The organism is Lentzea sp. NPDC042327, from assembly GCF_040647275.1.
Classification (GTDB): domain Bacteria; phylum Actinomycetota; class Actinomycetes; order Mycobacteriales; family Pseudonocardiaceae; genus Lentzea.
Window position 1 is genome coordinate 496,301 of record NZ_JBEZBX010000004.1, and the last position, 25,055, is coordinate 521,355.

Annotated in this window: 16 protein-coding genes; 4 read left to right on the top strand and 12 right to left on the bottom strand. The window is 72.3% G+C overall.

Annotation, left to right across the window (positions count from 1 at the left end):
* Positions 1–184: 184 nt before the first annotated feature.
* Genes AB0A63_RS13090 through AB0A63_RS13130 form a run of 9 tightly spaced genes read right to left on the bottom strand, consistent with a single transcriptional unit; the run spans position 185 to position 14,465 of the window.
* Entirely contained in the window at positions 185–2,197 is a 2,013-nt protein-coding gene (locus AB0A63_RS13090) for a cellulase family glycosylhydrolase (protein WP_360389491.1), read from the bottom strand.
* Positions 2,198–2,221: 24 nt separating this feature from the next.
* A complete protein-coding gene (locus AB0A63_RS13095) occupies positions 2,222–3,709 on the bottom strand; it encodes a glycoside hydrolase family 43 protein (RefSeq protein ID WP_360389494.1) in 1,488 nt (495 codons plus the stop codon).
* A gap of 3 nt (positions 3,710–3,712) precedes the next feature.
* The gene (locus AB0A63_RS13100) at positions 3,713–5,752 is read right to left on the bottom strand and encodes an alpha-galactosidase (RefSeq protein WP_360389496.1); all 2,040 of its coding nucleotides are present in this window, start codon (positions 5,750–5,752) and stop codon (positions 3,713–3,715) included.
* On the bottom strand, positions 5,749–7,737 hold the full coding sequence (locus AB0A63_RS13105; RefSeq protein ID WP_360389499.1) for a beta-galactosidase: 1,989 nt from the start codon (positions 7,735–7,737) through the stop codon (positions 5,749–5,751). The genes AB0A63_RS13100 and AB0A63_RS13105 overlap by 4 nt, the downstream gene beginning before the upstream one ends.
* Positions 7,734–9,773 (bottom strand): glycoside hydrolase family 31 protein, encoded by a 2,040-nt coding sequence (locus AB0A63_RS13110; RefSeq protein WP_360389501.1) that lies wholly within the window; start codon positions 9,771–9,773, stop codon positions 7,734–7,736. Before AB0A63_RS13110 ends, AB0A63_RS13105 begins: the two co-directional genes overlap by 4 nt.
* Positions 9,774–9,832: 59 nt before the next feature.
* Positions 9,833–10,861 carry a LacI family DNA-binding transcriptional regulator gene (locus AB0A63_RS13115; protein ID WP_360389504.1) on the bottom strand — a complete coding sequence of 343 codons (1,029 nt, stop codon included), beginning with the start codon at positions 10,859–10,861 and terminating at the stop codon, positions 9,833–9,835.
* Between the two features lie 6 nt (positions 10,862–10,867).
* Entirely contained in the window at positions 10,868–11,845 is a 978-nt protein-coding gene (locus AB0A63_RS13120) for a carbohydrate ABC transporter permease (RefSeq protein WP_360389506.1), read from the bottom strand.
* On the bottom strand, positions 11,842–12,789 hold the full coding sequence (locus AB0A63_RS13125; protein WP_360389509.1) for an ABC transporter permease subunit: 948 nt from the start codon (positions 12,787–12,789) through the stop codon (positions 11,842–11,844). Before AB0A63_RS13125 ends, AB0A63_RS13120 begins: the two co-directional genes overlap by 4 nt.
* Positions 12,786–14,465: a hypothetical protein gene (locus AB0A63_RS13130; protein ID WP_360389512.1), complete on the bottom strand. Its 1,680-nt coding sequence runs from the start codon at positions 14,463–14,465 to the stop codon at positions 12,786–12,788. Before AB0A63_RS13130 ends, AB0A63_RS13125 begins: the two co-directional genes overlap by 4 nt.
* Before the next feature lie 176 nt (positions 14,466–14,641).
* On the opposite strand from AB0A63_RS13130, the gene AB0A63_RS13135 reads away from it, so the two are divergent.
* Together AB0A63_RS13135 and AB0A63_RS13140 are read left to right on the top strand one after the other, a co-directional pair.
* Positions 14,642–17,461, top strand: coding sequence for a glycoside hydrolase family 3 C-terminal domain-containing protein (locus tag AB0A63_RS13135; protein ID WP_360389514.1), 2,820 nt, complete (start codon positions 14,642–14,644; stop codon positions 17,459–17,461).
* 126 nt (positions 17,462–17,587) lie between these two features.
* Entirely contained in the window at positions 17,588–18,574 is a 987-nt protein-coding gene (locus AB0A63_RS13140; protein WP_360389516.1) for an acetylxylan esterase, read from the top strand.
* Positions 18,575–18,641: 67 nt separating this feature from the next.
* On the opposite strand, the gene AB0A63_RS13145 is transcribed toward AB0A63_RS13140, so the two are convergent.
* Together AB0A63_RS13145 and AB0A63_RS13150 are read right to left on the bottom strand one after the other, a co-directional pair.
* A complete protein-coding gene (locus AB0A63_RS13145) occupies positions 18,642–19,334 on the bottom strand; it encodes a hypothetical protein (RefSeq protein ID WP_360389519.1) in 693 nt (230 codons plus the stop codon).
* 139 nt (positions 19,335–19,473) lie between these two features.
* A complete protein-coding gene (locus tag AB0A63_RS13150; RefSeq protein WP_360389522.1) occupies positions 19,474–20,472 on the bottom strand; it encodes a LacI family DNA-binding transcriptional regulator in 999 nt (332 codons plus the stop codon).
* Between the two features lie 233 nt (positions 20,473–20,705).
* On the opposite strand from AB0A63_RS13150, the gene AB0A63_RS13155 reads away from it, so the two are divergent.
* Together AB0A63_RS13155 and AB0A63_RS13160 are read left to right on the top strand one after the other, a co-directional pair.
* On the top strand, positions 20,706–21,707 hold the full coding sequence (locus AB0A63_RS13155) for a LacI family DNA-binding transcriptional regulator (protein WP_360389525.1): 1,002 nt from the start codon (positions 20,706–20,708) through the stop codon (positions 21,705–21,707).
* Positions 21,708–21,945: 238 nt separating this feature from the next.
* Positions 21,946–22,791, top strand: a complete 846-nt coding sequence (locus AB0A63_RS13160; RefSeq protein ID WP_360389528.1) for a cellulose binding domain-containing protein — start codon at positions 21,946–21,948, stop codon at positions 22,789–22,791.
* On the opposite strand, the gene AB0A63_RS13165 is transcribed toward AB0A63_RS13160, so the two are convergent.
* Positions 22,792–25,020, bottom strand: coding sequence for a glycoside hydrolase N-terminal domain-containing protein (locus tag AB0A63_RS13165; RefSeq protein ID WP_360389530.1), 2,229 nt, complete (start codon positions 25,018–25,020; stop codon positions 22,792–22,794). It abuts the gene before it with no gap.
* Positions 25,021–25,055: the final 35 nt, after the last annotated feature.

Consider the following 25,055-nt stretch of genomic DNA (forward strand, 5'->3'; position numbering starts at 1 on the left):
CACCCCCACCCCCGGCTCGTTCACCCCCACCCCCGCCTCGTTCACCCACACCCCCGCCTCGTTCACCCACACGCCCCTCACGCGCCTCATTTCACCGCACGCGGGGAGCCTTCGTACTCCAGGACCGCACGAAAGGCCCCCGCGTGCGAACCGGGCAAGGGAGGGTGGGTGCGGAGGGTAAGGGTTAGGCGGGGGAGCCGGAGGCGGTGTCACCTGTCCTGGTGACGTGGTAGGTGACCTTGGCGCCGCTCCAGTAGTGGAACGTCAGCGTCACCCGCGCGCCGTCCCGCACGGCCGCGAAGAACTCCGCGGTCAGGCGGGTGCGGGACTCCGAGTAGCCGGGGGTGAAAGCGCGGTCGTACTCCTTGAACGACGTCCAGTCGTGCGGGCCGGCGAAGGTGCCGTCGTCGTACTTCGCCTCCATGGTGGCGAGCTGGTCGCCGCGGAACGCGGTCGGGACGTCGAACGCCGCGGTCGAGCCGGTCGCGGCCGACAGCACCGGCGTGTCGTGCGTGATCACGTAGAACCGCCACGGCACGCCCTGCGAGAACCGGGCGGTCAGCACCGCGTTCGTGCCGTACCCGCGCGACCCGCCCAGCCTGGTCAGCGCGGCGGCCGTGAGGGTGAGCTGGTCGCCGGAGACCGTGTAGTCCCGGCCGCGGACCAGGGCGGTGTTCCCGTTGTGCAGGCCGGTGAACGCGGTGCCGTTCAGGTTGAGGGCGATCGTCCTCGCGGTGACGGGACTGGACTTCGCGAGGAACACCTGGTCGGTGAACGCCGTGCCGGAGCGCGTGGTCCAGCTCGACCTGATCTGCGCGTACAGCTCGGGATCGCTCCACTGGAACGACGTGCGGCCCAGGTGCTGGCCGTTGTCCCAGAGCATCGTGGTGATGTTCTTGGCCTTGGCGTAGTGGCCGAGCTGTTCGAAGAACTTGAGCTTCTCGCCCTGCTCGATGGTGCCGGTGTGCCGGTCGAAGCCCAGCAGGCCGTACTCGCCCAGCACCACCGGGATGCCGCGCGCGACCAGCGTGTCGTGCACGCGGTCGAACGAGTCGGTGAGGTCCTTCTGGGCGGTGGCGTCGAACCGGGTGCCACCGGCGACGTTCACGCTGAACGGCCAGTAGCCGTAGTAGTGCACGGTCGCGATCAGGTTGGGGTCGGCCAGGCCGCGGATCTGCTCCGCCAGCGGGTCGAGGTACTGCTGTTCGGACGAGGTGTGCAGGGACGGCAGGACGAGCAGGCGGGTGGCGTTGTTGCCACCGGAGCGGCGGACGACGCCGTGGAACGCCGCGTTCAGCTCGGCGTTGAGCGCGATCTCCTGCGGCTTGCCGGTGCTGCCGGTGAACTGCGGCTCGTTCCAGCTCTCGAACGCGAGCTTCGGCCCGTACGCGGCGAAGGCGCCCACCAGCCGCGTCCAGATCCGGGTGAACCGGTCGAGCACCTGGTCGTGCTCGGCGGGCATCCTCGACATCCACTGCCACGAGTCGTGGTGGACGTTGAGCATCACGTACAGGTCGCGGGCCAAGGCCCAGCGCACGACCTCCTCGACACGGGCCAGGTACGCCGCCTCGACCGTGCCGTCCGGCCCGAGGTGCGCGCTCCACGTGACGGGGACGCGGATGCTCTTGAAGCCCTGCGCCTTCACGTTGTCCAGCAACGCCTCCGTGACCCGCGGGTTGCCCCACGACGTCTCGTCGGCGCCGGTCGAGTCGAGCGTGTTGCCGAGGTTCCAGCCCGGCTGCATCGCCGCGGTGTGCTGCGCGGCGCTGAGCTGCCTGCCGCCGTGCACGCACGTGACGCCGTTGAGCGAGAACGCCAGCGGCGCGGTGTTGGCGTGGTCCCAGCTGCCGGAGAAGCCGAACCGCGCGGTCGCCTGCGGTGCCAGCTCCGCGTTGTGCCCGGCGTTCGTGGCGGTGACCACCTCGTCGGGTGACTCGGTGACCGTCGCGTTCCAGGCGTGGCCCACCTGCTGGCCGGTCGGCCACTCCCAGCTCAGCCGCCACCCGTCGAGGGCGGGACCGAGGTTGGTGACGGCGACGTCGGCCGTGAAACCGCCGGGCCACTGGCCGGAGACCTCGTAGGTGACCCGGCAGCCCGGTGGTGCGGCGGCGGTCGCCGTTCCCGCGGTGAGTCCCGCGGACACCACGACGGCCACCACCGCACCGGCCAGCCTTCTCACACCGGTCGAGTTGAACATCAAGCGCCCCGCAATCGTCGTTGATCAGTCGAGCGGCTCGTAGTCGATCCAGTCGAGGTGGACGGTGCCGGTGGCGGCGTAGGCGCCGATGACCCGTCCGGTGAAACCGCCGGCCACCTCGGTCGAGAGGTACCGGCCGTCGAGCTCGGCGAGCGTGGTCGGGGTGCCGTCGGCCGCCTCGACGGCGAAGGAGACGGTGTCCGGGCCGGACCGCGCGTCGCGCAGCTCGCGCGCCTCGTCCACCCGCACCACGAGCACCACCGGCCCGGCCGGCACCGGCTGCACGGCCACGACCGTCCGGAGTGGACCGATGCGGACGTGCACGCGCACCTCGCCGGAGCCGGCCTCGACCTCGACCTCGTAGTGGTGCTCCTCGTCGAGCCGCACCGCCAGCCCGCCGCTGCCCCGCTCCACGTCGACCAGTGCGCGGACCCGGCACGACCGGTGCTGCTGGCGGCGGCCGACGAAGACGACGGACGGGTCGTCCAGACCGGCGCCGCGGGCGTGCAGGGTCAGCCAGCCGGGGCGTTCCTCGGTCGTGCAGTGCTCCTCGGAGCGGTCGCGCACGGAGATCCACGACGGCCGCAGCGCGCTGTCGTCGAAGTCGTCCCGGTCCGGCTCCACCGGTCCCGGTCGCAGCGGCCACGGCGGCGTGGCGGTCAGCGGGCCGGCCACCGGCCAGTCGTCGACCCAGCGCACCGGCGCCAGGAACGTCTCCCGGCCCAGCACGTGCCAGCCGGGGGTGCCACCGCCGGGCCGCACGCCCAGCAGCACCATCCACCACGACCCGTCCGGGCCCTGCACCAGGTCGGCGTGACCGGTGTTCTGGACCGGCTCGCCGGTGCCGCGGTGGGTCAGGACCGGGTTGGCGGGGCAGGGTTCGAACGGGCCGTCCGGGGCGGGACCGCGGGCGATCGAGACCGCGTGACCGCGTTCCGTGCCGCCCTCGGCGATGAGCAGGTACCAGAAGCGGCCGATCCGGTACAGGTGCGGTGCCTCCGGTGCCTTGGCCCGGTCGGTGCCGGACCAGAGCGGCTGCGGGCCGCCGAGGACGGTGCCGGTGGCGAGGTCGACGCGGTACTGGTGGACGCCCGCCATCGTGCACCAGCAGGTGCCGTCGTCGTCCCACACCAGGTCCGGGTCGATGCCGTGCACGTCCGGCAGCGGGATCGGGTCCGACCACGGCCCCGCGGGGTCGGTGGCGGTGAACACCACCGTCCCGCCGCCGTGGCTCACGCTCGTGACGATCAGGTGGAACTTGCCGTCGTGGTGGCGCAGCGTCGGCGCGTAGATCCCGGCCGACGACGGCGTGTCCGCGGTCAGCAGCAGCTGGCTCGGCCGGTCCAGCGCGTTGCCGAGCTGCGTCCAGTGCACCAGGTCCCGGCTGTGGAACACCGGGACTCCCGGGAAGTACTCGAAGCTGGAGCACACCAGGTAGTAGTCCTCGCCGACCCGGCAGACGCTCGGGTCGGGGTACATGCCCGCGAGAACAGGGGTGGCGGCGCCGGTCACCGGTCACGCTCCCCGTGGGGTGAGGCGGTGGAGGACCGCGGAGGGGGCGGCGGGCAGCATCAGGGAGAGCTCACCGGGCGACCACCGCACCTCCGCGGCGCTGTCAGCGGGGTAGAGCCGCTCCACGTCCACATCGGACAGTCCGGGGAACGGCAGCGTCACGGTGTCCGCGCCGCCGCGCCGCCAGACGGCCAGGTAGGTGGCGGACGACGTGCTCAGCGCGAGCGCGAGCCACGGGTCCTCCCAGCCGGGCAGGCCGAGCGGCCAGGACGGCACCGCCCGCGGCAGGTCGGCGCGGATCGCCTTGTACACGGCCAGTGCTTCGTGGACGAGCGCTCGTGCCGGCGGGGCGAGGTCGGCGAGCTTGCCCGAGAGGTGGATGCGGCCGAGCAGTGCGCTCGTCAGGCCGAAGGCGACCTCGTCGAGCGAGTCCTCCGGTTGCGGGTAGGCCCAGACGGCGCTCTGCTCCGGGGTGATCGCGGTCGGCGCGGAGGCCGCGATCGGTGCGTAGCGGTCGTGGTTCTGCTGGTCGCTCGTGGACTGCAGCTGCAGCCGCGACAGCAGCGCGTGGTCGATGCGCATGCCGCCGGAGGCGCAGTTCTCCAGCACCAGGTGCGGGTGGCGGTCGAGGACGCCGTCGAGCCAGTCGAGGTGCGCCCGGTTGTGGCCGAGCAGGCCGTCCGCGGGACTCTCCCCCTCCTCCGCGCTCGTGCCGGAGCCGGGGTCGACGTTGTGGTCCAGCTTGAGGTAGCCGACGCCCCACTCGCCGACCAGCCGGTCCACCACCTCGTCGAGGTGGGCGCGGGCGGCCGGGTGGCGCAGGTCGAGGTGGTGGCGCCCGCAGTCGCCGACCCGCGTGCCCGAGCGGCGGAAGAATGCCTCGTCCGGCAACGACCGCGTGAGCGGGCTGCGCACCCCGATGACCTCCGGTTCCAGCCACAGCCCTGGCACCATGCCGCGGTCGCGGATTCGGTCGAGCACCTCGCCCAGCCCGCCGGGGAACCGGGTGCGGGACGGCTGCCACGCACCGACGCCGTCCCACCAGCTCTCGCCGATCTCGGCGTACCAGCCCGCGTCGATGACGAAGTACTCCGCACCGGCGTCGGCGGCGGCGTCGACCAGCGGCAGCAGCTTCGCCGTGGTCGGGTCGCCCATCAGGCAGTTCATGTAGTCGTTGAAGATGATCGGCAGGTCGTCGTGGTCGGTGTGCGGCCGCCGGGTGACGCGGCGGTAGCGGGTCAGCGCGGCGAACGCGTCGTCCGGCCCACCGCCGGCGCTGAACGCGAGCGCGACGGGCACGGTGCGGAACTCCTCACCCGGTGCCAGCACCCGGTTCCAGCCGTGGTCGAGGTCGGCGGGCCCGGACAGCGCGACGTAGCCGCTGCCGTCCTGCTCACCGAGCTCCCACCGCCACCCTCCGCCGTTGTGCTCGACCTGCCACACCCACGAGCGGCCCGTCGCCCGGTCGGTGACGCCGCCCATCGGCAGGTGGCCGCAGCTGGACCAGACACCCCGCCCGGCGACGACCTCCGCTCCCTTGTGGCGGTAGTCGGGATGCCTGCCGTTGCGGTCGGGCACCGTCAGGCGGGCGGGCTGCCGGCGCCACCGGCACTCCGCGAGCCAGTCGTTCTCCGCTCGCAGCACGTCGGCGGTGGCCAGCGGGCCGAGGCCGCCCAGCACGAGGGAGGTGACGGACTCCAGCCGCAGCGGGGCGGTCCCGTCGTTGCGCACGAGGACTTCCCCGCGCACCACGGGAATGCCCTCGGGGGAACGGAGGGACACCTCCGCGGTCACGCCGCTCACCTCGTCGTGCAGCTCGACGACGACGCCCTGCCAGTCCTCTTCGGACAGTGCGCGGTGGCCGCGGTACCGCAGCCGTGCCCCGATGGCGGTGTCGACCAGGCGGCTGCTCGACCAGGTCCGGCCGTGGTCCGCCGTCGTGATCTCCACCAGCGGTGACGTGCTGCCGGCGTGGTGCACCCCGTCCTCGGTGACGTGCAGCTCGTGCTCGATTGCGGTGTGGCCCCAGCGGATCGTGGTCACGGCCGTCCTCCCCTCAGCACGGCGCACGCTCCGGGCGCCAGCGCGGTCAGCGGTCCACCGGTCAGCAAATCGTGCGCGGTCTCCGGCAGCGGCACGCGTTCGGTGGTGTGGTTGAGCACCACGTGCCACCGCTCGTGCTCGCCCTGGCGGGTCACGGCCTCCACGCCGGGCGGCAGGCCGGGCAGCACGGGGCCGACGCCGGTGGCGTCCAGCAGCCGGGCGATCAGTGCTTGATAAGCGGTGTCGTCGAGGCGGGTGGACAGGTACCAGCCCTCTCCCCCGCCGTAGCCGTAGCGGGTGAGCGCCGGGGAACCCGCGAGCGCGCCGTGGGCGTACTCGACGACCGCCTCGGCGCCCCGCGTGCGCAGCGACTCGCTCCACACCGTGCCGTGCGAGCCGTCGGAGAGGGTGATGCGCTCGTCCTGCCGCAGCGGCCGGTACTCCTCGACCCGGATGCCGAGGGCCGCGCGCAGCGGTGCGGCCGGGTAGCCGCCGAGCCGGGCGTGCGCCCGGTCGTCGACGACGCCGCTGAAGTGCTGCACCAGCAGCGTGCCGCCGCGGGCGACGTAACGCCGCAGGTTCTCCGCGCCCGCGTCGGACAGCAGGTACAGCGCCGGGGCCAGCACGAGCCGGTAGCGGCCCAGGTCGGCCGTCGGGTGTGCGAAGTCGGCGACCACCCCGGCGTCCCAGACCGCGCGGTGGGCGGCCCGCAGCGCCGGGTGGTAGCCGAGGTCGGACGAGGGCAGGCCGTCGGCGTTCAGGGCCCACCAGGCGTCGGAGTCGTGCAGCACCGCCACCTGCGCGGTGACGGTCGAGCCCGCGAGCGGGGCCAGTCGCGCGACGGCCCTGCCCGTCTCGGCCACCTCGGTGAACACGCGGCTGTCCGGCCCGGCGTGCGGGACCATCGCCGAGTGCCACTGCTCGGCACCGGCCTTCGACTGGCGCCACTGGAAGAACAGCGCACCCTCGGAACCGCGCGCGATGTGCCCGAGCGAGTGCCGCAGGACCTCACCGGGCTCCTTGGCGAGCACCCGGCCGTGGTCGTAGACGGTGCTGGTGCCCTGTTCCATCAGCAGCCACGGCCCGCCGCCGGCGAACGACCGGGCGCGGTCCGCGGCGAACGCCACGTCGGCGGCCGCGTCGAGACCCGGCCGGTCCGGGTAGTGGTCGACCGCCACCACGTCGACCTCACGGCCCAGCGCCCACAGGTCGACGTTCTGGTAGGCGGGCATCATCAGGTTCGTCGTCACCGGCCGGTCGCTGTGCGCGCGGATCGCGTCCCGCTGCTCGGTGTAGGCCGCGACCACCTCGTCGGAGAAGAACCGGCTGAAGTCGAGCGTGTGGCCGGGGTTGCGGTGCCACTGGGTGGCGCGCGGCGGCAGGACCTGCTCCCAGCTACCGTAGCGCTGGCTCCAGAACGCCGTCCCCCACGCCTCGTTCACCGCCTCCAGCGAGCCGTGGCGGGCCCGCAGCCACACCCGGAACGCGGCGGCGGTGTGCTCGCACCAGCACAACGTCATGTACTCGTTGTGCACGTGCCACAGCGCCAGCGCCGGGTGGTCGCCGTAGCGTTCGGCGAGCGCGGCGGCGATCCGGCGGGCCGCGGACCGGTAGGCGGGCGCGGTGAGGCAGTAGGTGTCCCGGCTGCCGTGCACGAGCCGGGTGCCGTCCTGGGTGATCGGCAGGGCGTCCGGGTGGGCGAGCGTGAACCACGGCGGCGGCGAGGCGGTCGGCGTGGCCAGGTCGACCGCCACACCGCCTGCGTGCAGGCGGTCCAGGTGCGCGTCCAGCCAGCCGAAGTCGTAGCGGCCCTCCTCCGGCTCCAGCAGGGCCCAGGAGAACACGCCGACCGTGGCCAGGTTGACCCCGGCCTGCCGCATCAGCTCGTCGTCCTCCTTCCACACCTGCTCGTCCCACTGCTCGGGGTTGTAGTCGCCGCCGAACGCGAGCCCGCCGAGCCGGTATGTCAGCCGGCGTGCCGTCATGCGCCCTCCTCGCGCACCGGCAGCACCGCGCCGTCGCGCAGGAACAGCGGGATGCGCTCGATCGGCGCCGCGACGGTGACCGTGCGGCCGCCCTCGTGCTCCTCGCCGGTCCACGCGTCGGTCCACCGCGCGCCCGCGGGCAGGTGCACGTCGCGTTCCCGCACACCCGCCTCGGTGACCGGGGCCACCAGCAGGTCGGGGCCGAGCAGGAACGCGTCCTCCACCCGCCACGCCGCCGGGTCGTCCGGGAACTCCAGGAACACCGGCCGCATCGGCGGGACACCGGTCCGCGTCGCCGTGCGCATCTGCTCCAGCACGTAGGGCCGCAGACGCTCCCGCAGCCGCAGGTGCGCGGCGAGGACCTCGTAGGCCTGTTCGCCGTAGGACCAGACCTCGTTGGCCAGACCGGTCATCGCGGGTTCCAGCACCTGCTCGGAGCCGCGGAAGCCGTGCAGCCGGAACAACGGGCAGAAGGTGCCGTACTGGAACCACCTGACGAGCACCTCGCGGTAGGCGGGGTCGTCCGGGTCGCCGCCGTGGAACCCGCCGATGTCCGTGGTCCACCACGGGATGCCGGACAGCATCACGTTCAGCCCGGCTTTGATCTGGGCGCGCAGCGTGGCGAAGTCCGTGCCGATGTCACCGGACCACAGCGCGGCGCCGTAGCGTTGCGCGCCCGCCCACGACGACCGGTTGAGGGAGATGACCTCGGTCTCCCCGGCCGCTGTGAGTCCGTCGTGGACGGTGCGGGCGTTCTCGCGCGGGTAGAGGTTGCCGACCTCCAGGCCGGGACCGGCGTGGTAGCGCAGGTTGTACTGGTGGCCGGGCTTGAGCTCGGGTTCGCCGGCGTCCAGCCAGAACACCTTGATCCCGAGGTCGTGGTAGCCCTGCCGGATGCGGTCCCACACGTACTCGCGCGCCCGCGGGTTGGTGGCGTCGTAGAACGCGACCTGCGCGGAGTAGGCCCCGAGCCCCTTGTCCGGCCAGTCGGCGTGCGCCATCGGCCCGAACTCCGTGCCGATGAACAACCCCTGGTCCAGCATCGGGTGGTAGGTCTCGCTCGCCGGGCTCACCGACGGCCACACCGACACCATGAGCTGGACGCCCATCTCACCGAGCTCGCGCACCATCCCGGCCGGGTCGGGCCACTCTGCGGGGTCGAACCGCCACTCGCCGAGGTGCGTCCAGTGGAAGAAGTCGCAGACGATCACCGACAGCGGCAGCCCGCGCCGCTTGTACTCGCGTGCCACGGCCATCAGCTCGTCCTGGTCGCGGTAGCGCAGCTTGCACTGCCAGAACCCGGCCGCCCACTCGGGCAACTCGGGCGCGTGCCCGGTGGCGTCGGCGTAGGCGCGCAACACGTCGGCGGGCTGCCCCGCGGTGACCCAGTAGTCGATCTGGCGGGCGCTGTCGGCCACCCAGCGGGTGCCAGTCTCGGCCAGCTCCACGCGGCCGATCGCGGGCGAGTTCCACAGCAGGCCGTAGCCGCGGTCGGAGACCAGCAGCGGGATGGTGACCTCGGCGTTGCGCTGCACCAGGTCGATGACGGCGCCCTTCTGGTCCAGCAGCCCGTGGGTGTGCTGCCCGAGCCCGTAGAGGCGTTCGCCGGGGTAGGCGCGGAACCGCTGTTCGAGCCGGTGGTAGCCGTTGCCCGTCGCGGTCGCGAGCCGCGGTCCCGGCCACCAGAAGTGGGCGGGCTGTTCGGCGAGCAGCTCGCTGCCGTCCTCCGTGCGCAGGAACGTGAGCGAGCCGGCCGACGCGCCCAGCTCGGGGGTGAGCTGGCCCTCGGTGTGCGCGTCCACCCTGACCGTGATCCGGCCGTTGACGAGGGTGGCCCGGTGCTCGGTGATCTCGACCTCGGCCGCGCCGCCCTCCGGTGGCGCGTCCAGCAGCGCACCCGGCAGGCCGTCCAGCAGCGGGCCGCCCGGGGTGGCCCTGACCCGGACGGCGTCCGGGCCCCAGGCCTCGACGCGCACGGTCTCGCCCTTGGCCCGCCATTCCAGTGCGGTGCCGAGGTCTCGGAAGTGGTGGGGCATGCGGGAGCTCCCTCGCGTTCGTGAGTGAGGCGGAGAAGGTCGGGCGTGCGGTCGGCGCGTCAGGCCGGGCGCGGTGCGGGTCCCGTGCTCTCGCGGACCGTCAGGGCAGGCGTCAGCAGCACCATGTCGTCGACCGGCCGGCCACCGTCGTTCACCGCGGTCAGCCGGCGCATCACCTGCTCGACGGCGACCCGGCCGAGCTCCTGCGCCGACCCGGTCACCGCGGTGAGCCGCGGCGCGAACTGCTCGGCGAGCTGGTCCTGGCACAGCGCGATCACCGAGGCGTCCTCGGGCACGGTCCGGCCGCTGGTGCGCAGCAACGTGAGCAGCGGGCCGATCGCGCCCTCGTTCTGCACGACGAACCCGGTGGTCGCCGGGCGGTCGGCGAGGATGCGGGCCAGCGTCCCGGCCGTGGACTCGTAGGTGCCCTCGCAGGAGCGGTGCAGGAACCGCAGCCCGCGCTGCTCGGCCCGGTCGCGGAACCCGGCGAGCGTGCGTTCGGCGTAGGCGGCGTGGCGGTGGTAGACACCGGAGCCGTAGCCGATGAACGCGACCTCGCGGTGACCGAGGTCCGCGAGGTGGTCGGCGCACTGCGCGCCCGCGGCCACGAAGTCGTGGTCCACGCAGGACAGCCCGCGGGTGTCGGACGGCAGGCCCATCAGCGTGGCCTGGGTGCCCTGGCCGCGCAGCACGGGGATGCGCTCGTCGTCCATCTCGACGTCCATCACGATCACGCCGTCGGCCAGTCCGCTGGCACCGATGCGGCGCACCCCGTCCGGGCCCTCGTCGTTGGTGATCAGCAGGACGTCGTAGCCGTGCTGGCGGGCCGCCACGGTCACGGCGATCGCGATCTCCATCATCACCGGCACGTACACGTCGGTGCGCAGCGGCACCATCAGCGCGATGATGTGCGACCGCCGCGCGGCCAGCGCCCGCGCACCGGCGTGCGGGTGGTAGCCGAGCTGCTGCACGGCGCTGCGCACCCGGTTGCGGGTCTCCTCGGAGATGGCGCGCTTGCCGCTCAGCACGTAGCTCACCGTGCTGGACGACACGCCCGCGTGCCTGGCCACGTCGGCAATGGTCACCATGAGTTCTCAGCCCTTGATAGCACCGGTCAGGACACCCGTGCGGAAGTGCTTCTGCACGAACGGGTAGACGACGAGCAACGGCACGAGCGTCAGCACGACCACGGCCATCTGCAGCGACAGCGGCGCGGTCTGCGACAGCGCGTCACCGAAGCCGTTGTTGACCGAGCCGGGCATCCCGTTACCGCGGCTGACGTAGGTGTAGAGCACGTACTGCAACGGCCACTTCTCGCTGTCCGTCGGCATGTACAGCATCACGTTGAAGAACGAGTTCCAGTAACCGACGCCGTAGAACAACGCCATCACCGCGGTCACCGCCCGCGAGGTCGGCAGCACGATGGACCACAGGATCCGCCACTCCCCCGCGCCGTCGATGCGCGCGGCCTCGATCAGGTCGGCCGAGGTGCTGGAGTAGAACGCCCGCAGGATCAGGATGTTGAACACCGACACCGCGCTCGGCAGGACCAGCGACCACAGCTGCCCGTACCCGCCGAGGCCGGTGACGACGAGGAACGTCGGGATCAGGCCGCCGTTGACGAACATCGTGACGATCAGCAGCGACAGCAGGAACCGGTGCCCGAACGACCGCGACCGGGACAGCCCGTAGGCGCACAGCACCGACACCACCATCGACACGGCCGTGCCGACCAGCGTGATGCCGAGGCTGACCACCAATGCGTTGCGCACCGTCACGTCGCTGAGCATCACCCGGTAGGTCTCCAGGGTCAGGCCGTCCGGCCAGATCACCAGGCCACCGGCCCGGTTCACCGCGCCCTGGGTGGACAGGCTGGTGAGCACGACGATCCACAGCGGGACCAGCATGACCAGCAGCACCCCGCCCAGCGTGATGCCCTTGGCCGTCTCGCCCGCGACGGTCGGCGGCTCCTCCCAGACCGGGCGCTCGTTCCTGCGCCGCTTGCGGACCGGTTGCGGTGCGAGGGGTTCCGCGGCCGTGTCGCCGCCGGTGCGTTCGATCGCGAGTGTCATCTCCGGTACAACCCGTCTTCGCCGAAGGCGTGCGCCAGCTTGTTCGCACCCCAGATGAGCAGCAGCGAGATCACGCTCTTGAACAACCCCGCCGCCGCGCCGTAGCTGTAGTCGTTGGTGGCGATGCCGAAGTAGAACGAGAAGGTGTCCAGCACGTCGGCCGTGTCGTGGCCGACCGCGTACCGCTGGATCAGGAACTGCTCGAACCCGACGGTCAGCGCGTTGCCCAGGCGCAGCACCAGCATCAGCACGATCACGCCGCGCAGGCCGGGCAGCGTGATGTGCCACAGCCGCCGCCACCGCCCGGCACCGTCGGCGGCGGCCGCCTCGTAGAGGTCGGTGTTGATCGCGGCGAGGGCGGCCAGGAACACGATGATGCCCCAGCCCGCCTCCTTCCAGACCACCTGCGCGGTGACGAGCAACGCGAAGGTGTCCGGGTTCGTCATCACGTCCCAGGTCGCCAGGTCGTTGCCGCGCAGGAACTGGTTGAGCACGCCGGCGCCGCCGAGCATCTGCTGGAAGATCGTGATCGCCAGCACCCACGAGAAGAAGTGCGGCAGGTAGACCACGGACTGGATGAAGTTGCGGACCCGTTCGCTCAGCACGGAGTTCAGCAGCAGCGCCAGCGCGATCGGCACCGGGAAGAACAGCACCAGCTGCACGAAGCTGAGGTAGAGCGTGTTGCGCACCGCGCCCCAGAACAACGGGTCGGCGAAGAGCCGTTCGAACTGGTAGAAGCTCACCCACGGGCTGCCGGAGACACCGGAGAGCGGGTCGTACTCCTGGAACGCGGTGACGACGCCGAACAGCGGCACGTAGTTGAACACCAGCAACAGCAGGACCGCGGGCAGCGTCATCAGGACCAGCGAACGGTCCCGCAGCAACCTGGCCCGCCAGCCCAGCCGTGCCGGCCGGCCGCGCCGGCGCGCCCCGAGCGTGGTCACTGCCCCGTGCCGTGCTTCTGCAGGACGTTCTCGTCCATCCACGCGATCAGCCGGTCACCGCCACCGCTGGTCTTCCAGGTCGCGACGGCGTCCCTGACGTCCTGCACCTTCTTCTTGCCGCGGTAGCAGTCCTTGACGGTGTCCTCGACGGCCTGCGCGGCCTCCGCGGTGGCCTGCGCCTGCGGCATGCTGACGTTCATGCTCCAGAACACCGGCTTGGCGAGCGTCTGCACGTTCGCGTTCTGCCACGCGGTGTGGTCCCTGGTGACGCTGTCGCCGGTGGGGTTGCTGACCACGGCCGGCGACGAGGCCAGGAACGGGTAGGTCAGCGCCTGGACCTCCTTCTTGCCCGCCTCCGTGGGCGTCGGCACGCCGTCGACCGTCGTGAAGTGGGTCCCCTCGACGCCGAAGTTGACCATCGTGTACTCGGCGGAGCCGAACGGTGCGGCCAGGTAGTTCGCGACGGCCAGCAGCTCCTCGACCTGCTCCGGCTTCAGCGAGGCGTTGAGGTAGCTGAGGATGCTGGTGGACGGGCCCATGTCGACGCGCGGCTTGCTCGTGCCGTCGGCGGCGATGACGTTGAACGCGCCGCGCCGGTAGTTCGGGTTCGCGGCCCGGCCGGACTGGTGGTCGGCGAGGTTCCACGCGCCCATGCCGTCGCCGGTGATCAGCGCCTTGCCCGCGTAGAACCGGGTGGTGCCCGCGGAGTCGCCGGCCAGCGAGTCCGGGTGCACGTAGCCCGCGGTCGCGAGGCGGTGGTGCCAGTCGAGGGCGGCGAAGAACTCCTCGGTCTCGTACTTGTGGACGAGCTTGCCGCCGTCCACCTTCCACTTCAGCGGTGCGCCGAAGGTGGTGAAGAGGTAGGTCCAGACGTCGCCGAACGCCCAGACACCGCCTTTCGCGTCGGTCAGCTCCTTGCCGAGGTTCATCAGGTCGTCGGCGGACTTGACCTGGTCCGCGGTGATGCCCTTGGCCTCCAGCACGTCACGCCGGTAGTACGTGGTGCCCGCGATCTCGAACCCCGAGGACACGCACGGAATGCCGTAGAGCTTGTCGCCCCACGCGCCGGCCCGCCAGGCCGCGGTGGGGATGGCGGCCAGGTTCGGGTACTTCTTCACCTTGTCGCCGGCCAGGTACGGGGTGAGGTCGGCGAGCTGGCTGCCGGCCAGGCCGCCGGTGTTGAAGTTCGCGTTCCACCACGCGGGCAGCTGGATCCAGTCCGGCAGCTTCTTCGCCGCGGTCATCGTCGAGACGATGGTGTTGTAGGTGTTGCCGTCGGCGGGCTTCATCTGCAGCTCGACGCCCAGTGCCTTGTTCATGGCCTGGTAGAAGGAGTTGTCCGCGGGCGGGATGGTGCCCCACAGCGGTGTCACCGCCGCGTACCGGCCACCCCCGCCGGGCACACCGGACACGGTCGCGACCCGGTCGGCCGGGTAGCCGAGGAACCCGGGCTTCGTGAGCACGTCGGGACCGCCCGCCACGGACGGGATGTCCGGCTTGATCGCCGTGTTCGGCACGTGGGCGGGCAACGCGGCCTGGAGCCCGGCCCCGGAGTTCACCCCCGCGCGCTGCGCCGCGCTGCCCCCGCAGGCCGACAGCAGCGGCCCCACCGCGACGAGACCGGCCGCGGAGACGGCGGCGCTCAGGAAGTTCCTGCGGTTCAACTCGATGCCCATGACGGATCCGATCCTTCGTCGTCGAAGTGTCGAAGCGCTTAAACAGATGCCCGGCACAGTAGTGACGCAGATCGCACGAGACAAGACCGTTGACAGCAGAAACCTAAGCGTGCCACCGTCGAAACGCTTCACTGCACGCGCCAACCCGGAGGGGTCACCACGTGGTTTCCGAGGCTGTGTCCGCCGTCGATCGGCTGCCTTTCCGCGACCCGTCGCTCCCGACGCGCAAGCGCATCGACGACCTGCTCGGGCGCCTCATGCCCGACGAGCGGCTCGCGATGCTGCACCAGTACTCGCCGGCCGTACCCCGGCTCGGCCTGGCCGCGTTCCGCACCGGGACGGAGGCGTTGCACGGCGTCGCCTGGCTGGGGCAGGCCACGGTGTTCCCGCAGGCCGTGGGGCTGGGTGCGACGTGGGACGAGGAGCTGGTGCACCGCGTCGCCGAGGCCACCGCGGTGGAGCTGCGGGCGTTCCACTACCACCGCCCGACCGCGGTCGGCACCGGCACGAACAGCCTCCAGGCGTGGGCGCCGGTGCTGAACCTGCTGCGCGACCCGCGCTGGGGCCGCAACGAGGAGGGCTACTCCGAGGACCCGCTGCACACCGCGCGGCTCGGGACGGCGTTCTGCCGCGGTCTCGCGGGCGACCACCACCGGTTCCTGCGCACGGCCCCCGTGCTCAAGCACTTCCTGGCCTACAACAACGAGGACGACCGCTGCACCACCTCGTCCGGCCTGCGCCCGCGGGTGCTGCAGGAGTACGACCTGGCGGCGTTCCGGCCGGTGGTCGCCTCCGGTGCCGCCACCGGCGCGATGGCCGGCTACAACCTGGTCAACGGCCGCCCGTGCCACGTCAGCCCGCTGCTGGGCACCGAGCTGCGCCGCTGGGCGGAGCCGACCGGCCGTGAGCTGTTCGTGGTGAGCGACGCCGAGGCACCGTCCAACCTGGTCGACCCCGAGCACTACTTCGACGACCACGCCGAGTCCCACGCCGCCGCGCTGAAGGCGGGCATCGACAGCTTCACCGACCACGGGCAGGACAGCGCGGTCCCGGTCGGCCGGTTGCGCGAGGCGCTGCGGCGCGGGCTGATCGACCAGTCCGATGTGGACCGCGCGGTGCGCAGGCAGCTGGAGCTCCGCTTCCGCCTGGGCGAGTTCGACCCGGAGCTCGACCCGTACTCCGCGATCGGGCCCGAGGTGGTCGACTGCCCCGAGCACCGCGCGCTGGCGCTGCGGTCGGCGACGGAGTCGGTGGTGTTGTTGCGCAACACCGGGTTGCTGCCCATCGACGCGGCCGCCTCACCGCGGGTCGCCGTCATCGGGCCGTTCGCCGACACGCTGTGCGAGGACTGGTACAGCGGCACGTTCCCGTACCAGGTCACGGTGGCGGACGGGTTCTCGGCGGTGCTGGGGACCTACGGCGGCGAGGTGGTCGTCGCGAACGGCGCCGACCGGGTCGCGCTGCGCTCGCGCACCACCGGCGACCTGCTCGGCAAGACCGCGTTCGACATCCTCGACTGGGGCGACGGCGTGCTGACCCTGCGGTCCGCGGAGACCCGGCGCTACCTGAGCCTCCGGCGCGAGGACGGGACGCTGGCCGCGGACCAGGAGCAGATCAAGAGCTGGGACGTCAGCGAGACGTTCCGCCTCGTGCCCGCCGATGGTCCGGTGCTGCTGCAGAGCGTGCTCACGGGCCGATACGCCGTCGTCGACCCGGTTGACGGCCACGTCACCGTCACCGCGGAGTCTGCGGAGACCGCCGAGCGCTGGGAACGCGAGGTGCTGCGCGACGGCACCGCGGACGCGGTCGCGGCGGCGTTGTCGGCGGACGTCGCCGTGGTGGTGCTGGGCAACCAGCCGCTGATCGGTGGCCGCGAGACCCAGGACCGCGCGGGCATCGCGCTGCCGGAGTCGCAGGAAGCGCTGCTGCGCCGCGTCGCCGGGGTCCGCAGGGACACCGCGCTGGTCGTGATGAGCAGCTACCCCTACGCCCTCGACTGGGCCGACGAGCACCTGCCCGCCGTGGTGTGGACGTCCCACGGCGGGCAGGAGACAGGCCGCGCGGTCGCCGCCGTGCTGCTGGGCGAGGCCGAGCCCGCCGGGCGCTTGCCGCAGACCTGGTACCGCGGCGACGACGAGCTGCCGCACCCGCTCGACTACGACGTCGTCAAGGCGGGCTGGACCTACCAGTACCACCGGGCAGCGCCGCTGTACCCGTTCGGCCACGGCCTGTCCTACACCCGGTTCGAGCACCGCGACCTGTTCCTGTCCGCGGACACGCTGACCGCGGACAGCGCGGTCGACGTCTCGGTGACGCTCGCCAACACCGGCGACCGGACCGGCAGCGAGGTCGTGCAGCTCTACGTCCGCGCGCTCGACGCGCGCTACGAGGCACCGCGGCTGCGGCTCGCCGACTTCCGCAAGGTCGTGCTGGCGCCGGGGGAAAGTCGCGTGCTGGCGTTCCGGCTGTCCACCGACCGGCTGGCCCACTGGGACGTCGCGACCGGTGCGTTCACCACCGACCCCGGCCGCTACGAGCTGCTCGTCGCCCGGTCGGCCGAGGACGTCGTGCTCACCGCCCCGCTCGCGGTGGCCGGCCCGGCTCCCGCACCGCGTGCCGGTGTCGACCGGCGGGTGCTCGCCGTGGACTTCGACGACTACGACAGCGCCACCCTCGTGGACGCCACCCGTGTGGACGGTGACGCGGTCACGCCCGCGGCCGGTGCGGCGACGCTGTGGTTCCGCTCCACCGACCTCTCCGGCGCTGTCCGCGTCGAGGCGGAGGTCGCGGCGGAGAACGACGAACCGGACGCCCGTGTCGCGTTCTGGACCGGCGAGGACCTGCTCGCGGAGCTCCCCGTGCCCTCCACCGGTGACCGCTACCGGTGGACGACGGTGTCGGCGGCGTTGTCCGCACCCGTGACCGGAGTCCAGGATCTGCGGGTGACGCTGCGCGGTTCGTTCCGGCTGACCGCGTTCCGCTTCGGATCCGCCTGAGACCGGTGGCCCGCCGAACCGGCGGAGGCGGGCCACCACCTTTCTCCAGGCCGTGCGGCCTGGCCGGGACCGGTGGCCCGTCGCTCGGCGGGGACGGGCCACCACCTTCCCCTGTGAGGAGCTGCGATGCCGCTGACGGACCTCTCGCTCGACGAGCTCACCGCGTACCACCCGGACCTGCCGGCACCACCGGACTTCGACGCGTTCTGGGAGCGCACGCTGACCGAGGCGCGCTCGCACGACGGCGCGGTGACCGCGGAGCGCGTGACCGACCGGTACCGGCTGCGCACCGTCGAGGCCTACGACGTCCGCTTCCCCGGCTGGAACGGCGACCCGGTCGCGGCCTGGCTGCTGCTGCCGCGCGGCGCCGACGGCCCACTGCCCGTCGTCGTCACCTACCTCGGCTACAGCTGCGGGCGCGGCGTGCCCACCGACCACCTGCTGTTCTCCGCCGCCGGCTGCGCCCAGCTCGTCGTGGACAGCCGCGGCCAGGGCCACGACACCCCTGACCGCCACGCGAGCGGCGGAACCCAGTGGGTCAAGGGTTTCCTGACCCGCGGCATCGACTCCCCCGACGACCACTACTACCGGCGGCTGATGACCGACTGCGCCCGCGCCGTGGACGCGCTGCCGCACCTGCCGGGGGTGGACCCCGGCCGGGTGGTCGTCGCGGGCGGCAGCCAGGGCGGTGGGCTGACGATCGCGGTGGCCGGGCTGCTGGGCGACCGGGTGGCGGCGGCGCTGCCGGACGTGCCGTTCCTGTGCCACTTCCGGCGCGCGGTGGACATCACCGCCGACGGCCCGTACCCGGAGGTGGCCGAGTACCTGCGCCTGCACAGCCGGCACCGCGTCGACCCGGCGTTCGCGACGCTGTCCTACTTCGACGGTGCCCACTTCGCCCGACGCGCCACCGCGCCCGCGTTGTTCAGCGTCGCGCTGATGGACCCGGTCTGCCCACCGTCCACCGTGTACGCGGCGTTCAACCGCTACGCCGGCGCGGACAAGACGATGACGGTGTGGCAGTTCGCCGACCACGGCGGCGGGTACGGCTCCAACGCCGCGGTCCAGCTGGAGTGGCTGCACGAGCGCGGGCTGGTGCCCGACGCCGGGTGAGCCCGTTCTCCGCACGAACTCCGCGTGGCCCACCGGGAACACCGGTGGGCCACGCGTTTCCGGGCGGTCAGCCCACGGACACCGAGTAGCTGTTGGTGGCGAAGTTGAGGCCACCGCTGGACGAGGTGATCTCGTAGCCGAACTGCACGGCACCCACCGTCACGTCACCGAACCAGCCGCGGCCGCGGATCCAGTCCATGACCGCCTTGACGTCCACGGTCCCGGCACCGGTGTTGGACGTGCGGACGAACGAGAACACCTCGTTGTGGCCGTTGGAACCGCGGTAGACGTTCCAGCTGTGACCGCCCACGGTGGCCGAGGCCTGCCACGAGCCGATCGGGCCGACGTTGCCGACCTTGTTCATCCACAGCATGATCTCGTAGGCGTTGTTGTTCGCCCAGATGTCGTACGCGGTGGTGTACGAGCCGGCGTTCGGGTAGCTGACGTTGAAGCTGCTGCGCAGGCTGCCCAGCGAGCTGAGCCTGCGGTTCACCATCTTCTCCGAGTGCGGGTACGACTTCACGCCACCGGTGTTGGGCTGGTTCGACCACACGCCCCAGTTGCTGTAGGAGTTGGCCCAGACGGTCTGCGGGCCGTACCCGTTGCCCCACACGTTGTTGCGGACCGTGTACCCGCCGTTCGACCAGGTGCCCCACCGGTCGGTCGAGCTCCAGGTCGCGGCGAGTGCGGTGCCGGCGCCCAGCGACACCGTCAAAGCGGCGACGACCGCGAGAACCAGATAACGCGCTTTCCCGTACATGTCCGATTCCTTCCGTGCTGCGTTGAACGGAATCCGCACCGCCGGCGTCGAAGCGGTTCACCACGAAGCTAACATCGAACAGATCGAATACAACCGCGCGAAATCGTTCGACCGCATTTGCGGCAAAACCACCTGCGAATCAGCTCAGGCGCTGCGGGCCGGTGCGCACGGACAGGTTCGGCGGCAGCAGCGTCAGCGGCGGCGCCTGCTGGCCGTTCAGCTTGGTGACCAGCAGCTCGACGGCCCGCCGCCCCAGCGCCTCGGCCGGCAGCTGGACCGAGGTGAGCCGCAGCCGTTCGGCGAGCTCGTCGGGGCAGATCGCCACCACGGCCACGTCGTCGGGCACCCGCCTGCCTTCAGCGCGCAGGCACTCCAGCACCCAGCCGAGCACGGCCTCGTTGTGCACGACCAGCGCCGTCATCCGCGGCAGCTCCCGCAGCAGCGTGCCCACGACGGCGTGCACCGAGTCGTACCGCGGTTCGGCGGGCAGCGCGGTGGACGCGACACCGCGCCGCATGGCCGCGGAGCTGAACCCCGCCAGCGTCCGCTGGGCAAAGCCGGTGTTGCGCGCGTAGACCACGCTCGGCGCGCCGAGGAACCCGATGCTGCGGTGACCGAGCTCGGCGAGGTGGTCGACGCACCGCGCGCCCGCCGCCTCGAAGTCCAGGTCGACGCAGGTCAGGCCCTTGACCGCGGCCGGGTGCCCGAGCAGGACGGCCGGGCGGCCCAGCTCGCGCAGCACCGGGAGGCGCTCGTCGTCCAGGCCGACGTCCATCACCACGCACCCGTCGACCCTGGCGCCGTTCGCCAGCCGCCGCAGTCCCGCGGCGCCCTGGTCGGCGGTCACCAGCAGCACGTCCATGTCGTGCTGGCGGGCGGCGGTGACGACGGAGGTGACGAAGCGCATGACCACCGGCAGCTGCACGCCCTCACGCAGCGGCAGGACCAGGCCGATCACGTTCGAGCGGCTGCTCGCCAATGCCCGTGCGCCCGCGTGCGGGTGGTAGCCCAGCAGCTGGATGCTCTCCCGCACCCGGACCCTCGTGTCGGCCGAGACCGGGCGGTTGCCGGTGAGCACGTAGGAAACGGTGCTGGGCGCGACTCCCGCGTGCCTCGCCACGTCAACAATGGTGACCACGTCGACACCTCCGCAAATCGAAGCGCTTCGAACGTGGTTCAGTACCGTGACACAGTCGAAACGCGGGCGTCAAGAGAACGACTTCCGTTCGACGATTTCGACGAATGCCCACCGCTGTTCGACCGCCGGGTGGTGCCGCGAGGGCCGCGCCGGAGCCGCCGGACGTCTGCGCGACGCCGTTTCGCGCGCACTACGATGATCGCCACCACTCGTGGCGAACCCGAAGGGCGGGCATGATCACCATCAAAGAGGTCGCCCGCCACGCCGGCGTCTCGATGAGCACGGTGTCGTACGTGCTCAGCGGGAAGCGGAGCATCTCGGAGGAGACCAAGCGCCGCGTCGAGCAGAGCATCGTGGCGCTGGGCTACCACCCGAACGCCGGTGCGCGCGCACTCGCGTCGAACCGCTCGCAGGTGCTCGGCCTGGTCGTCCCGCTGCGGTCGGACCAGAACATGCCGGTGATCATGCAGTTCGTGTCGTCGATCGTGGCGTCCGCCCGCGGCCACGACTACGACGTGCTGCTGCTGACCAAGGAGGCGGGTCCCGGCGAGGCCCACCGGGTCACGGCGCGGTCCATGGCGGACGCGATCATCATGATGGACGTCGAGAGCGCGGACCCGCGGGTGCCCGAGCTGCGCGCGGTCGACGCCCCGGTGGTGCTGATCGGCATGCCCGACGACCACAGCGGCCTGAGCTGCGTCGACCTCGACTTCACCAGCGCGGGCAGGCAGATGGCGGCGCACCTGGCCGACCGCGGCCACCGGTCGATCGCGTTGATCGGCTCGCACCCGTCGGTCTACGAGCGCGGCACCAGCTACGCCGCCCGGCTGCTGGCCGGGTTCCAGAGCGAGACCACCAGGCGTGCCCTGCCCGCGTCGGTGCACTCCTGCGCTCCCGGCTACGACTCGGTCGCGGCCTGCCTGGACGAGGTGCTGCACCCCGACCGCGGCACCACCGGCCTGGTCGTGCACAACGAGGCGGTCCTCGGCCAGCTGCTGCTCGAGCTGCGGCGCCGCTCGCTGGACGTGCCCGGCGACCTGTCGGTGATCACGCTGTGCCCTGACGACCTCGCGCAGGACCTGCCCGTGCCGCTCACGTCGATCTCCGTGCCCGCGCAGGAGCTGGGCGCCATCGCGGTCGAGATGGTGATGACCCGCCTCGCGCACGACCACGCGCCGGAGGTGCGGCTGCTGCAACCCCGGCTCACCGACCGCGGCAGCACCGCCGTTCTCTGACAACGATTTCCCGTCCGTGTTCGACGCGATTCGACTCGAATGCGTCGAACGACAACGCGCATTCCAATTACGTGAAAGTTCTTCCGCGCCTTGGACGTGCGACGTAGCCTGCCGTGACGAGATCAGCCGTTCGGCCGAACCGGTTGTGGTACGAGCGCCGACGGCTCCTTGCCGCAGAGGGACGATGAGAAAACTACTGGGCGCCGTCAGGACAAGACCCGTCGCATCGCTGTTGGTCGTGGCCGTCCTGGTCGCCGGCGCGGCGAGCGCCTGCGGCGACGACGAGCCGCCGGCACCACCGGCCCAGCCGGTGCAGGCCGAGGTCCCCACCATCGGGCCGCCGCGCAAGGAGGCGCTGACCACGACCGTGCAACGGGTCCTGGACGTGCGGACCGTGCAGCTCTCCGACGGCGAGCAGGTCGAGGTCGAGGGCCTGGCCGAGCCCGACGCGTGCTGGTCGGACGCCGCCACGGCGTTCGCGCGGACGGTGCTGCTGGAGAAGCCGGTCGAGTCGACGTCGACCGGGTCGCTGCGGCTGGCCGACGGCACGGACTACGCGGTGCTGGCCGTCGAGCTCGGCATGGTGCGCAGCGAGGCGGGCGACGACCGCGTGCTGCGCGAGGCCGAGGCGTCCGCGTCGGCGAAGGGCCTCGGCCGGTGGGGGCCGCCGTGCGTCCGGCCGAGCACCCCGGTCCCGCCGCCGGCCCCAGACCCGGTCGTCCCGACGCCGGCCACGACCACGCCGGCCGCGCCGCAGCCGGTGACCGGCTGCTCGGTCGAGTACCGCGTCACGAACTCGTGGCCCGGCGGGTTCCGCACCGACGTCACCATCCGCAACACCGGCACGACCGACGTCACCGGCTGGACGTTGCGGTGGAAGTTCGCCAACGGCCAGACGGTGACGGAGATGTGGAACGCGACGCACCGGCAGACGGGCGCCGACGTGTCCGCGACCGCCGTGTCCTACAACCAGGCGATCCCGCGCGGCGGGACGGTGCCGGCCGGGTTCACCGCCAGCGGTGGCAGCACCAACACCGCGCCGCGTGCGTTCAGCCTCAACGGGTTCGCCTGCACGGTGGTGTGATCAGGTCACGTCCAGGTGGAAGAGGCGGTCGCGGTACCGCACCGCGACCGTCCGCGCCTCACCACCGCGCACGACCACGCCGGTCAGCTCCCCGTCGTCCCAGGCGATGTCGACGGTGAGCCCGCCGCGGGCCCGCAGCCCGCGCACCGAGCCGCGCCGCCAGGCCGGTGGCAGTGCGGGCAGCACGCGCAGCTCGCCGGTGTGGCTCTGCAGCAGCATCTCGGCGATCGCGGCCGTGATGCCGAGGTTGCCGTCGATCTGGAACGGCGGGTGGGCGCAGAACAGGTTGCGGTAGACACCACCGCCGTGCGCGCCCTCCGCGGTGACGTCGGTGAGGAAGAGCGCCAGCAGCTCCCCGGCGCGGTCACCGTCGCCGAGCCGGGCCCACAGCGCCGTCTTCCAGGCGAGCGACCACCCCGTGCCCGCGTCACCGCGTTCCAGCAACGCCTCTCGTGCCGCCGCCGCGAGCTCCGGTGTGCGGTGCGGGTCGATCCGGTTGCCGGGGTACAGGCCGACGAGGTGCGACACGTGCCGGTGACCCGGTTCGGCGTCCGGCAGCTCGGTGGCCCACTCCAGCAGCTGCCCGCGGCTGCCGATCGGCGGGGAAGGCAGCCGTGGCAGGAGCTCCCTCGACCGTCGCACGATCTCGTCCTCGACCCCGAGCACCTCGGCGGCCTCGACGAGACGGGCGAGGAGCTCAGCGGTGAGCGTGAGGTCCATTGTGGACCCGACACCCACCGCGACCGGGCGGCCAGCGCTGTCGAGGTAGTGGTTCTCCGGCGACGTCGAGGGCGCGGTGGTGAGCCCGCCGTCGTGCTCGACGAGCCAGCCGGCGCAGAACTCGGCGGCCCCGCGCACCACCGGCCACGCCCGCTCGCGCAACCACCCCTCGTCCCCGCCGAACTCGTAGTGCTCCCACAGGTGCAGCGCGAGCCACGCCCCGGCCAACGGCCAGTTCGCCCACGCCGGGTCCCCCGTGCCCGCACCGACCGGCGTGGCGGGGCACCACGGGTCGCTGTTGTGGTGCGCCGTCCAGCCGGGCAGGCCGTACAGCTCACGTGCGACCTGTTCGCCCCGGACGGCAAGCCTTTCGACGAACTCCAGCAACGGCTCGTGGCACTCGGGCAGACCGGTGACCTCGGCGGGCCAGTAGTTCATCTGCAGGTTGATGTTGAGCGTGTAGTTGCCGCGCCACGGCGGGTCGACGTGCGGGTTCCAGACGCCCTGGAGGTTGGCGGGCAGCGTGCCCGGCCGTGAGCTCGTGATCAGCAGGTACCGGCCGAACCGGAACAGCAGCGCGGCCAGCGCGGGGTCGGGCGCCGCGATCCGTTCGTCGGTGGGCAGGTCCGGCGCAGGCCCGAGGTCGAGCTCGGCCCGGTCGAACAGCTCCCGGTGCGCGGCAACGGTTTCCTCGCGCAACCGGGACCAGCCGAGCGCACGGGCCCGCCGCACGCGGTCGGTGGCGAGCCGGGCGCACACGGCGGGGTCGCGTTCGGGGTCGGCGGCGGGACCGCGGTGGCCGGCTTCGGTGGCCACGTAGACGGTGACGATGTGCGGGCCGTCGTGGTCGGTCCGGTCAGCGCGGTCGGTCCGGTCAGCGTGGTCGGTCCGGTCGACGAGGACTGCGGCGGCGTAGGCCATGCCCACCGCACCGGCGAGCCCCACCACGTCCCCGTCCGCGAACTCCTCCGCGGCCAGCGCGCTGTCGAGCCGCACCCCGACCTCGACCGGCCGGTCCACCCGCACCCGCCACGCCAGCACGTGCAACCCGGGGTGGCACACCGCCTCCCGCACCACCCCGGCGCCACCGGCCCGGCAGCGCACCGAGTAGACCCCGGTCGCGAGGTCCAGCCGCCGCTCGTACCCCTCCGCCGCCGCGTCCTCCACGGCAGCGTCCCCGACCCGCAGCTCCAACCGCAGGTCCGCGAGCGGCAGGTACCGGGCCGTGTCCGGGCCCTGCACCGCCTTGAGCAGTTCCTCCGCCCCGACGGCATCCCCCGCCAGCGCGAGCCGCCGGGCCCGTTCCACCACCGCCGGATCACCCGCCACCGCGGCGACCGGCCCACCGGTCCACAACCGGTCGTCGTTCAGCTGGAACAGCTCCGTGCGCACACCGCCGAACGCCATAGCGCCCAGCCGGCCCGTGCCCAGCGGCAGGGCTTCCTCCCACACCGCTGCCGGCGTGCGAAACCACAGCGCCGAATCCGAAATCGAAGCGCTTCGATACACGTGGGAAAGGTGACCACGCCACCTTCCCCAGCGTC

Excerpts from the sequence above, each read along its gene's own strand:
- AB0A63_RS13090 (WP_360389491.1), bottom strand. The coding sequence starts at position 2,197 with ATGTTCAACTCGACCGGTGTGAGAAGGCTGGCCGGTGCGGTGGTGGCC.
- AB0A63_RS13105 (WP_360389499.1), bottom strand. The coding sequence starts at position 7,737 with ATGACGGCACGCCGGCTGACATACCGGCTCGGCGGGCTCGCGTTCGGC.
- AB0A63_RS13110 (WP_360389501.1), bottom strand. The coding sequence starts at position 9,773 with ATGCCCCACCACTTCCGAGACCTCGGCACCGCACTGGAATGGCGGGCC.
- AB0A63_RS13115 (WP_360389504.1), bottom strand. The coding sequence starts at position 10,861 with ATGGTGACCATTGCCGACGTGGCCAGGCACGCGGGCGTGTCGTCCAGC.
- AB0A63_RS13120 (WP_360389506.1), bottom strand. The coding sequence starts at position 11,845 with ATGACACTCGCGATCGAACGCACCGGCGGCGACACGGCCGCGGAACCC.
- AB0A63_RS13130 (WP_360389512.1), bottom strand. The coding sequence starts at position 14,465 with ATGGGCATCGAGTTGAACCGCAGGAACTTCCTGAGCGCCGCCGTCTCC.
- AB0A63_RS13140 (WP_360389516.1), top strand. The coding sequence starts at position 17,588 with ATGCCGCTGACGGACCTCTCGCTCGACGAGCTCACCGCGTACCACCCG.
- AB0A63_RS13145 (WP_360389519.1), bottom strand. The coding sequence starts at position 19,334 with ATGTACGGGAAAGCGCGTTATCTGGTTCTCGCGGTCGTCGCCGCTTTG.
- AB0A63_RS13155 (WP_360389525.1), top strand. The coding sequence starts at position 20,706 with ATGATCACCATCAAAGAGGTCGCCCGCCACGCCGGCGTCTCGATGAGC.